Source organism: Synechococcus sp. W60.3 (genome assembly GCF_047502615.1).
Classification (GTDB): Bacteria; Cyanobacteriota; Cyanobacteriia; order Thermostichales; family Thermostichaceae; genus Thermostichus.
Genome location: NZ_JANSHJ010000045.1, coordinates 1,172 through 11,506 on the forward strand (window position 1 = coordinate 1,172; position 10,335 = coordinate 11,506).

Consider the following 10,335-nt stretch of genomic DNA (forward strand, 5'->3'; position numbering starts at 1 on the left):
TGCACGAACAAGGGGTGATCTTGCAGCGGCGGCTGTTGGGCACCTACAGTGTGCAGTTTGCCAATGGCATCTTTTTAATTGACGGCAAGTACCTGGCTCTTGTGGGATCCCGCCCGTGAGCGCCCCATCTCCGCCGGAGCTCAGGAGACTGGGACTTTTGCTCTTTGGGAGCTGCGGGTCTTGCGCGTGCCGGCGGACTTTCGCGGTAGATTAAAGGGTGCCGGCTGAGGTTGGGTCAACAGGGTGGCTGGGATCCAGCCTAGCTTGCAGTATTGGCTCTTCTGCTTCTGTTGCCCTACATCCGATTAGGCTATCGTCGCTTATGCCCAGAGTTATCGTCACGGATCCCATCGATCAGGCGGGGATCGACATCCTCTCCCAAGTGGCCCAGGTGGATGTGCAAACCGACCTTACGCCGGAGCAGTTGATCGCGGTCATTCCCAACTACGACGCCATCATGGTGCGCTCCGGCACGCGGGTCACCCGCGAGGTGATCGAGGCGGGGACGAACTTGAAAATCATCGGTCGGGCGGGGGTGGGCGTGGACAACATCGACGTGGCTGCCGCCACCAAAGCTGGGATCCTGGTGGTCAACTCCCCTGAGGGCAATACGATTGCTGCCGCCGAGCACGCCATCGCTCTGATGATGGCCCTCTCCCGCCACATCGCCGATGCCAATGCCTCTCTGAAAGCGGGCCAATGGAAGCGGCAGGAGTTTGTCGGGGTAGAAGTCTACAAAAAAACGCTGGGGATTGTGGGATTGGGTCGCATTGGATCCCATGTGGCCCAGATTGCCAAGGCGATGGGGATGCGGCTTTTGGCCTACGATCCCTACCTTTCGATGGAGCGGGCGGAGCAACTGGGGGTGCGCCTAGTGGATTTCAAAACCTTGGTGCAGGAGTCAGACTACATCACCCTGCATGTCCCCAAGACCCCTGAGACCACTAACCTGTTCAACGCTGAGACCTTCCGCATGATGAAGCCGACCGCCCGCCTGATCAACTGTGCCCGCGGCGGCTTGGTGGACGAGCAAGCCCTTTATGAAGCTCTCAAGTCCGGCCAAATTGCGGGGGCGGCCCTGGACGTCTTTGCCGACGAGCCCCTCAGCAAAGACTCACCTCTCCTTTCCTTGGGCAAGGAGATCCTGCTGACACCTCACCTGGGGGCCTCTACCGAGGAGGCGCAGGTCAACGTAGCCATCGACGTAGCCGAGCAGATCCGCGATGTGTTGTTGGGGCTGCCTGCCCGTTCTGCCGTGAACATCCCTGGCCTGCAGGCGGAGGTGCTGCAAAGCCTCAAGCCCTACCTGGACTTGGCGGAAACTTTGGGCAACTTAGTGGGCCAGTTGGCGGGGGATCGGGTGAGCCAGTTGGAGATCCGCCTCCAGGGATCCCTTGCGGAAAAAGATGGCCAGCCGATCGTCATCGCCGCGCTCAAGGGGCTTTTGACGCTGGCTCTGCGGGAGCGCGTCAACTACGTCAATGCTTCCATCGAGGCCAAGGAACGAGGCATTCGCGTGGTGGAGACGCGAGATCCCTCTTTGAAGGATTACTCCGGATCCCTGACGTTGATTGCCCACGGCCCCAACGGGGTGCGTTCTGTTTCGGGGGCGCTGATCGGGGAGCGGGAGGTGCGCATCACCCAGATCGACGAGTTCCCGGTGAATGTGCCCCCCTCCGCCAACATGCTGATGACCCTGCACCGGGATATGCCGGGGATCATCGGCCGCATCGGCACCCTGCTGGGGGCCTACAACGTCAATATCGCCAGCATGCAGGTGGGGCGCAAGATCATCCGCGGCGATGCGGTGATGGTGCTCAGCCTCGACGATCCTCTGCCAGATGGGATCATCGAAGAGGTGTTGAAGCAGCCGGGTATTCGCGATGCTTTTGTGGTGAACCTTTGACGGCTTCTGCCGCCACTGGGGAAGTGCGCAACCGGCCTGAGCAGAGGGGAGGGCAATCTCTTTGCTGGGGTTGGTGGGGATATCTTGAGTTGAGGTGAACGCTTGAGTCCGAATCACTTGCCGCCGACGGGTGGGATCTCAACCTGGGATTGGCCGGGGTTTCTGGAGTCGCTAGGCCACTTTGGCGTCGACCTCAGCCTGGATCGCATGCAGGTTTTGCTGCAGCGCCTGGGCCAGCCCCAAGCCGGGATCCCAGCCATCCACGTGGCCGGCACCAACGGCAAGGGATCCGTCTGCGCCTGGGTCAGCCACGCGCTGTGGGCGGCGGGCTATCGCGTCGGTCGCTACACCTCTCCCCACCTGGTCAATTGGCGGGAGCGGATCTGGCTGAGCGGCGAGTACATTTCGCCAGGCGACTGGAGCCGGGTGTTGGCCCAAGTGCGAGATTGCCTGCAGACCTACGCTCCAGGCGAGGCTTCCCCCACCCAGTTCGAGGCCATTACCGCCGCTGCCTGGCTGTACTTTCGGCAGCAGAAGGTGGACATTGCCGTGATGGAAGTGGGGCTGGGGGGGCGGCTGGATGCCACCAACGCCGGCATCGAGCCGGTAGTGACCGCCATTACCTCCATCGGCTGGGATCATTGGCAGCGTCTGGGCAACAGCCTGGCGCAAATTGCCTTTGAAAAAGCCGGCATTCTCAAGCCGGGGATCCCGACTGTGTGCGCGCCCCAACCCCCTGAGGTGATGGCCGTGATCCGGGCTAGAGCCGAGCAGACGGGCAGCCCCCTGCGGGTGGTGGAGCCCCTGCACTGGGCCGGTCCTCAGACTGTCTGCTGGCGGGATCAGGTGCTTACCCTGCCTCTTGCCGGTGAGGTGCAACTGATCAATGGGGCGGTAGCTCTGGCCGTTGTGGAGACCCTGCAGGAACAGGGTTGGCGGATCCCAGATGTCGCTGTCGAGAAAGGATTTGCCCTCACCCGTTGGCCGGGTCGCCTACAGTGGGTGCAAATTGGCTCCCGCCAGCTGCTGCTGGATGGGGCCCACAACTTGCCCGCCGCCCAGGCGCTGCGCCGCTACCTAGATGAGCACCAGCCCGGCCCCCTCACCTGGTATATGGGCATTCTCACCACCAAAGACGTCAAGGGCATGCTCGCCACCCTGCTGCGGCCGGGGGATCGCTTCTTCGCCCTGCCCCTCTTCGGCCACGCCGGAACCCATCCGCAAGAACTGGCCCACCTGGCCCAGATCTTGCAGCCCCATCTTCGCTCTGTCCAGGCGCTGCCGGATCTTGCCGCTTTACAAGCCCAACTGCAGCAGCCGGCTGACCTCGACGAGCCGCCCGCGGTTATCTGTGGATCCCTATACCTCTTGGGCCAGGTGATGCAAGCTTGCCTGGGATGGGATCTGGCCTGCTGAGGTTCCTGCCACCAGTTTGGCCGAGCGCCCGGAGACCCCTAGCGCTTCCCCTACCGGCCCCATCGGGATGACAGGATTTGAACCTGCGGCCCTCTGCTCCCAAAGCAGATGCGCTACCAAGCTGCGCTACATCCCGCTCTTGTAATTATGGCAGATGATCAGCTAGAAAGCGCAGGAGCCCCGCCCTGTACCTCCCTAGATCCCCCCGCCCCCCTGCCCCCCGTATACGGGGGGTTGGGGGGGAAGGGGGGCGGTCGGAGCCGGGTAGTGTACGCCAGAGACGAAGAAAGTGTAACGATTTCTCCAACAATTTCGCCGATGTTCTTTAAGAGATTTTGGGGAAGCCAGACAAACTTTTGCGTTATCTGACAAGAAGGTGAAGGAGAAGGGGAGGTTCTGGCTCCTGCGGTAGAAAGGTAGTGGGGCGAGTTGGCCTTGTCTATGTCCGATGAGCTGCTGCGTGCAATCCGCAGACGCGACCTAGAGGCCGCCACCTCAGCCGTGCAGCGCTTGCGTTCCCGCCACCTGAGCGAGGCTGTGATTACCTCGATGGTGATGGTGGCCGTGGAGCGACTGGCCTGGGATGAAGGCGATCGGGCCGCTGCCAGTTGGTTGCTACGTCACTGCTCCAGACGGCGCTGAAGGGATCCGGGCCGAGCGAACGCCTAAAGCACCTGCTGCTCGCGGAGAACCTCGGCCAGCAACCCCGCCAGGGAAGCGGCGATCCCGACCATCGAACACTAGCTCTGCCGTATTGCCCTCCCGGCCAAGGATGAGGATCCCTGGACGGAACACCTCCAGCTAGAAACCGCAGGAACCCCCCCTATCCCCCCGCCCCCCTGCCCCCCGTATACGGGGGGTTGGGGGGGAAGGGGGGGCGGTCGGAGCCGGGTAGTTTACAGACGAAAACTCATTATGCTCTATCCCTTCCCACCGTCTATACGGTGGGAAATTCCGCGCATTTAAGTGCGCGCCAGCCAGCGCCGCAGCGGATGCCAGGCGGGCAAAGACAAAATCCAGCGGGACTGGCGCTCCAGCATCAAGCGCTCAATAGGATAGAGCCCAAACAGCTCGTAGCGGCTTTGGGCGATCAAGATCCCCAGCGTGAAGCTGACGCAAAGCAGCAAACCAAAGGTGGGCCAGCCGGGCCGGTAAAATAGGGCATAGCGCAGGCCTGTCCAGGTGAAATGGTTCCACAGGCGAACAATATCTGCCCGCAGCGCCCAAAGGCTGGGGATCCCGACCAGCAGCCACAACAGGCCCAGAAAGAGGAAGCTGCCGCCATGGTAGAGGCGCAACAGGCGCCTGGCTGGCGGAGAGAGAGATTCCAGGCCGGGAGGGTTTTCCGACCCCCAGCCGCGAGCAGCCTTCTTTTCCTCGACTGAGCTAGGATCGCGAGGCGATGACATCGAGATCCCGGTTCTCCAAACCAAGACCTTGTCATGATAACTTTAGCGACTGGGATCCCCAAACGAAGCTCCTTGGGGGGCATTAAGAGAGCGGGTTAAGCCGCGTAGCCGACCTCAGAGAGGAAACTCCTCCAAGGATATAATGGCTCTGCAGCTTGCCTTGCTAGCTCAATGGATAGAGCACCGACCTTCTAAGTCGATGGTTGCAGGTTCGAGTCCTGCGCAAGGCGCTAGGTGGATTCGCCTGGGATCCCGGCTTGTGGCGTTCGACTTTGAGAGGGGCACCACACTCGAAAGATGACTTGGCCAGAGTGACTTGCCACCGTCAGGGATCCCTCCAAGATCTCCATAGCCTTTTTGGCCAACGCCAGGCCCAGGCCCGTTCCCCCGGCCTTGCGGCGATCCAACTGCGGGATACGGTAAAACTTCTCAAACAAGCGGGGCAGCGCCTCTGGAGGAATTTCCACCCCTGTATTGCCCACCTCGATCAGCCAGCCGGGACGGCCCTGTTGATGGCTCTGGCTAAAGCGCAAACAGATGCTTTCCCCAGCCGGCGTGTACTTGCAGGCGTTGTTCAAAAGTTCGCCCACCACCCGCGACAACAGGCTCTCATCCGTGCAGAGGGGCAAAAGGTCGGGATCCCATTCCACCTGGAACTGTTGGCCCTGCTGGGCAGCTCGCAGCCGGAAGGGCTCGGAAAGATTGGGGATCCACTCTTGAGAAGATAACCAGGTCAGCTTGAGATCCCTATTTCCGGCTTCAATAGCTTGCAATTCCAAGAGCTCGTTGATCAAGTCCAGCTCGCGGTTGGTCTCCATCTCCAAAATCTGCAAGTAGCGCTGTTCCCGCTCGGTCAGGTTGGCCCTCGATAAAAACCCAATCGCCAGCTTCATGTTGGTCAGAGGCGTGCGCATCTCGTGGGAGACCATGTGCAGAAACTCGTCCTTGAGGTGGTTGAGCTCCTGCAACTGCTGCACCTGCTGCTGCACGGTTTGGTAAAGCCGAGCCTGGCGAATGGCAATTGCACATTGGCCGGCCACCCGCTGCATCAGGCGTTGCTCCCGCTCGCCAAACACCTGCCCCGGCGGACGGGATCCGCAAATATTTCCCAAAAGCAGCGAGTCTTTTTGCTGGCCTGTTCGATCCCGCAAATCGCAGATGGGAACCACCAGCAGGGTATGGCGCTCGTAGCCGGGCCAGCAGGGGTGGCCAAGGTTGCTGAAATAGCAGAACTGCCCACCCCGAAGCTGCTGGAGCACCTCGGCAAAATCGGCAAAGGGGATCTCCAGGGGAAAACGGCGGATCCCTTGGTCGGGCCGATAGTCCACCGCCAAAACGCTGGCCTGTCGTTCTGGGTCGTGCAGGGCAATCCTGCAGCCGGAAAGACCCAGCCTGAGGGCCAGTTCTTGCGCCACGGTTTCCAAAATCTTTTGCTCGTCTAGGCTGGAGCGAATTTCTTCCGTGATCAGTTGCAGCAGGGCCTCGTCTTCGTAGGCTTGCTGCAGTTGGCCGTTGCGCACCCGCACTTGGTAATCCAATTCGGCGTTGGTTTGCTGCAGCTTTTGATAAAGTTCGGCCTGGTGGATGGCCACTCCCAGGTGATCGCCAATCGCTATGGCCAGCTCGATCTCCTCCGCTTGCCAGTCCGGCTCAGAGATCAAGCGCCCTAGGGCTAGGGCGCCCCAAAGCTTTCCTTGGCAGGCCACGGGGATCCCCAGCCAGGGGCCGAGTTGGTGGTCTTGCCTTTCCTGCAGCGCAAACGAATCGGCAACCTGCTGCGGATCCCGCACGTGAAAAACCTGCAGCCGCTTCAACTGCTGGATGGCTGGGATCTCTGGATCATCCGGTATGCGCAGGTGAAGGAAGCTGGGCACCTCAGGAGAGCGGACATGGCCGACAATGGCCACCCACACCCGCTCCTCAGGTAGATATTGGTAAAGGGTAACCCGCGCTGCCTGCAAAACCTGGCCTACTTCCTGCACGGCTACCTCAAAGAGGGTCGGCAGATCCAGGGAGCCGTTGATGGCTTGCATCAGCCGGTTGAACAGTTTTTCCCGCTGCACCTGTTGCTGCAGCTTCAGCTCGGCTTGCTTGCGGGCAGTAATATCCCTCACCATCACCAGCATTTGCTCGTTCTCGAAAGGCACAAAACGAGCCTGCCGATACTGAGGCTCAGAAGAGCATTCCGTCCAGCAGTACTCCATCTCCTGGATTTGCTGGGTGGCAAAGGCCAGCTCCAGATGCTGGCGAACGGCTTGGGCTTCCCCAGGGGGAAACAGCTCTTCCGGGGTTTTGCCCAAGTAATGGTCGGGGGGATACTGCGTCGGAAAGTTGCTGGGGGGCTTGATCTCCAAACATCGGCCCTGGCGGTCGAGGCGAAAGAGCATGTCGGGCAAAGCTTCCAGCATCTGCCGATAGTGGCACTCCCGTTCGGCCAAAGCCGCCTCCAGTTCCTTGCGCTCGGTGATGTCCAGCGTTACGCCCACAACATGGCTGGGATCCCCTTCCGGCCCCAAGAGCACAATGCCCTGGGAGAGGTACCAGCGCACCTGTCCGTTGGCTAAGCAGGCACGGTACTCGACGGCAAAGTTGGGATCCCCCTCCGTCGCCCTGCGCCCCGCCGACTGCAAAGCTTCCTTCACCCTTGGGCGATCTTCCGGGTGAACCCGCTCAAAAAACATCTCCAGGGTGAACTCCTCGCCGGGATCCCGTCCGTATTTGGCCTTGCACTGAGGCGAACTGCTCAGCTCCCCGCTGCGCAGATCCAGTTGCCAGTAGCCCAGTTGGGTGGCTTCCAGAGCCAAATAGAGATGCTCTGGATAAAAGCCGCTGTCTCCTGGCCCCACCGGCACCAGACGGTATCGAGTTGAAGCCATCTCCCCCCACCAAAACGGTTGGTTATTCCAGAAGCCCTGCCTCATTGTGGACGATTTTCATTAGGGGGATCCTCCTGTCGGAAATCCTTAACTTTAGGCATAATTTCAGCACACTGTTCAGGGATGTATTGGGGGACACGAACCTTAAACCCAAGCTAAACTTCAAATTCGCGGGTGGGGGTTGTCGAAAGCGGCGGTGGGCTCTGCGGGGCAGGGCTTGTGGCCGAGGGGGGAGCCTCTGCTATAGTGATGAGCAGTTGCGCCTTGGATCCCAACCCTGGGGATCCCTCCGACAGGTGGGGTTAGGGCAAGCCGAAATGGGTTCGGGTTTGAAAAGAGAGTGGCGCCAGATAAGCCTCTTCTTGGTGGGTTTGCCCTCAGCCTGCGTGAAGCGTTTATTCTTTTTTATGCTGTCCTGTGCCACGTCTGGCCTAAAGCAATTGCTGCTGATTTTGAGCTGGGATCTCTTCCCCCGGAAGCCGATAGTTAGTTTCTGGCGATTGTTCGATATTGTTCGGTTTGCGTTGGCGCGGCTGCCCTCTTCCTTTGGTTAGCGGGCGGGGATCCCCCTCCGGTTGGCTGATTTACGAAGCCGCATTCTTCCTGGCATCCTTTGGTCCTGTTCTCTTGCTGGCCGCGTTTCTCGAAACTGCCGGCTGGCGACAGCGGCCAGCCGAGGAGCGATTTGTCCCGCTGCCGAGATTCTCCCCTGCCCTGTTTTGGTTGGTTGATGAGCTCGCTCAGAACACCTGCGCTGGCGGGCAGGGGGATCCCTGCGGCATTTTTCAACGGATCGTCACCCAGTCAATCCATTTTCTGTAGAATTCAAGGTTATTTCTGTGATTTGTGAACTTCCGCGAAGTCCTCAGTCTGCTCCGCACGATTCGGAGCGCTATCGACATCGCCCGTCGAGGGGCTCTGCTTCCCGGCTGGAGTGGCCCAGCCACCCTCTGGATCCCCTAAATGGCGAAGAAATCCGGGAAGTGGTCAAAATCCTGCGTCAGGAGCGCCCTCTTGCTTCCCGCTGCCGCTTCGTCACCATCCAACTGCAGGAGCCGGAGCGGCCTTGGATGGAAGCGTGGCAGCCGGGCCAGCCCTGGGATCGGCAGGCGTTTGCGGTGCTGTTGGATCCCGCCGAGGGCAGCACGTATGAGGCGGTGGTCTCCCTCTCCCGGCAGCAGGTGTGCTCTTGGCAGCTCGTCCCCGGCGTGCAGCCGCCCCTTTTGGACGATGAGGTGTACGCCTGCGACCGCCTGCTCAAGGCGGATCCCCAATTCCTGGCCGCCCTGCAGCGGCGGGGCATTGCCGATGTGGAGCGGGTGATGGTGGACTACTGGACGGTGGGCTACTTTGGGATCCCGGAAGAAGAGGGGCGGCGTCTGGTGCGGGGCCTGTGTTTCCTGCGCACTTCTCCTTACGACAATGGCTATGCCCGTCCCATCGAGGGCCTCTACCCCTGGATCGACCTCAACAAATGCAGGTGGTCAAGGTGGAGGATCGCGGCCCCTGGCCTCTGCCCCCGGAAGATGGCAATTTCGACGAGATCTTCTTCAAAGAGTTTCGCCAAGATTTGAAGCCTTTGGAAATTACCCAGCCCCAAGGGGTGAGCTTCCAGGTGGAAGGCCATCACATCCGCTGGCAGAAGTGGGATCTGCGCATCAGCTTTAACCCCCGCGAGGGGCTGGTGCTGCATCAGGTGGGCTATGAGGATCAGGGCCGGCTTCGTCCTATCCTCTACCGCGCTTCGGTAGCCGAGATGGTGGTGCCCTACGGCGATCCCCGCGATCCCCACTGCCGCAAGAACGCCTTTGACGTGGGGGAATACGGCATCGGCATGCAGGCCAATTCCCTGCGCCTGGGCTGCGACTGCCTGGGGGAGATCTACTACTTCGATGCCTGGCTGCCCAGCAACAGCGGCGAGCCCATGCTCCTCAAAAACGCCATCTGCATGCACGAAGAAGACTTCGGCGTGCTCTGGAAGCACACCGACTGGCGCACGGAGCGAGCCCAGGTGCGGCGCTCGCGGCGGCTGGTGCTCTCTTTCTTTACCACCATCGGCAACTACGACTACGGCTTTTTCTGGTACTTTTACCAGGATGGCACCCTGGAGTTCGAGGCCAAGCTCACCGGCATTATCAACACCTGCGCCACCCTGCCGGGGGAGGAGCCGGAATTTGGCGTCTTGGTGGCGCCGCAGCTCTCTGGTCTCAACCACCAGCACTTTTTCACCGTTCGCCTGGACATGGCGGTGGATGGGCCGGGCAACTCCCTCTACGAAGTGCATGCCGAGCCGCTGCCGCCGGGGCCGGATAACCCCTACGGAAACGCCTTCCGCGCCCGCTCCACCCTGCTCAAAACCGAGCAGGAAGCTAAGCAAACGGTGGATCCCTTGCGGGGGCGCTACTGGAAGATTGTCAACCCCAACCGCCACAATCGCCTGGGGCAGCCGGTGGCCTACAAGTTGATCCCAGGAGAAAATGTCCAGCTCCTGGCCCACCCCGACTCCTGGCTGTATCGACGGGCGGGGTATTTGGCCCACCACCTCTGGGCCACACCCTATCACCCTGGCGAAAAGTTCCCGGCGGGGGACTACCCCAACCAACACCCCGGTGGGGAAGGGCTGGTGAAGTGACATCTTCTCCCGCTAAGCCCTGACGGGCTGTAGACGGGAGTTTCCGAGAATCACTTCTCGGAGTTGCTGCTTCAACGGACTGGTAAACCAGGATCC

At 60.7% G+C, this 10,335-nt stretch carries 8 protein-coding genes and 2 tRNA genes; 7 read left to right on the forward strand and 3 right to left on the reverse strand.

The features are described from left to right. Positions 1 to 14 precede the first annotated feature (14 nt). The 3 genes from NW846_RS11705 to NW846_RS11715 all read left to right on the forward strand — a co-directional run bounded on the left by NW846_RS11705 (position 15) and on the right by NW846_RS11715 (position 3,322). A complete protein-coding gene (locus NW846_RS11705) occupies positions 15 to 119 on the forward strand; it encodes an NAD(P)H dehydrogenase assembly family protein (protein ID WP_414516105.1) in 105 nt (34 codons plus the stop codon). Between the two features lie 203 nt (positions 120 to 322). Continuing rightward, positions 323 to 1,906, forward strand: coding sequence for a phosphoglycerate dehydrogenase (gene serA / locus NW846_RS11710; RefSeq protein WP_099812151.1), 1,584 nt, complete (start codon positions 323 to 325; stop codon positions 1,904 to 1,906). 102 nt (positions 1,907 to 2,008) lie between these two features. Further along, a complete protein-coding gene (locus NW846_RS11715) occupies positions 2,009 to 3,322 on the forward strand; it encodes a bifunctional folylpolyglutamate synthase/dihydrofolate synthase (protein WP_240527673.1) in 1,314 nt (437 codons plus the stop codon). A 62-nt stretch (positions 3,323 to 3,384) separates the two neighbouring features. Here the strand turns inward: NW846_RS11715 and NW846_RS11720 are convergent. Next, a tRNA-Pro gene (locus NW846_RS11720) sits at positions 3,385 to 3,458 on the reverse strand. 305 nt (positions 3,459 to 3,763) lie between these two features. Here NW846_RS11720 and NW846_RS11725 point away from each other — a divergent pair. Beyond that, positions 3,764 to 3,964 (forward strand): hypothetical protein, encoded by a 201-nt coding sequence (locus NW846_RS11725; RefSeq protein WP_041438291.1) that lies wholly within the window; start codon positions 3,764 to 3,766, stop codon positions 3,962 to 3,964. Positions 3,965 to 4,284: 320 nt separating this feature from the next. Here the strand turns inward: NW846_RS11725 and NW846_RS11730 are convergent, their stop codons facing one another. Beyond that, a complete protein-coding gene (locus NW846_RS11730) occupies positions 4,285 to 4,731 on the reverse strand; it encodes a hypothetical protein (RefSeq protein WP_011430201.1) in 447 nt (148 codons plus the stop codon). 157 nt (positions 4,732 to 4,888) lie between these two features. Between NW846_RS11730 and NW846_RS11735 the strand changes: the two genes are divergently transcribed. Continuing rightward, positions 4,889 to 4,961 (forward strand) — tRNA-Arg (locus NW846_RS11735). Here the strand turns inward: NW846_RS11735 and NW846_RS11740 are convergent. Next, positions 4,962 to 7,607: a GAF domain-containing protein gene (locus tag NW846_RS11740; protein ID WP_414347441.1), complete on the reverse strand. Its 2,646-nt coding sequence runs from the start codon at positions 7,605 to 7,607 to the stop codon at positions 4,962 to 4,964. A 983-nt stretch (positions 7,608 to 8,590) separates the two neighbouring features. Between NW846_RS11740 and NW846_RS11745 the strand changes: the two genes are divergently transcribed. Continuing rightward, positions 8,591 to 9,181 (forward strand): hypothetical protein, encoded by a 591-nt coding sequence (locus NW846_RS11745; protein WP_414347438.1) that lies wholly within the window; start codon positions 8,591 to 8,593, stop codon positions 9,179 to 9,181. Then, positions 9,082 to 10,239: a hypothetical protein gene (locus NW846_RS11750; protein ID WP_414347435.1), complete on the forward strand. Its 1,158-nt coding sequence runs from the start codon at positions 9,082 to 9,084 to the stop codon at positions 10,237 to 10,239. Before NW846_RS11745 ends, NW846_RS11750 begins: the two co-directional genes overlap by 100 nt. Positions 10,240 to 10,335: the final 96 nt, after the last annotated feature.

Coding starts and splice junctions, on each gene's coding strand:
- NW846_RS11740 (WP_414347441.1), bottom strand. CDS start 7,607: ATGGCTTCAACTCGATACCGTCTGGTGCCGGTGGGGCCAGGAGACAGC.
- NW846_RS11730 (WP_011430201.1), bottom strand. CDS start 4,731: ATGTCATCGCCTCGCGATCCTAGCTCAGTCGAGGAAAAGAAGGCTGCT.
- NW846_RS11750 (WP_414347435.1), top strand. CDS start 9,082: ATGCAGGTGGTCAAGGTGGAGGATCGCGGCCCCTGGCCTCTGCCCCCG.
- serA (WP_099812151.1), top strand. CDS start 323: ATGCCCAGAGTTATCGTCACGGATCCCATCGATCAGGCGGGGATCGAC.
- NW846_RS11725 (WP_041438291.1), top strand. CDS start 3,764: ATGTCCGATGAGCTGCTGCGTGCAATCCGCAGACGCGACCTAGAGGCC.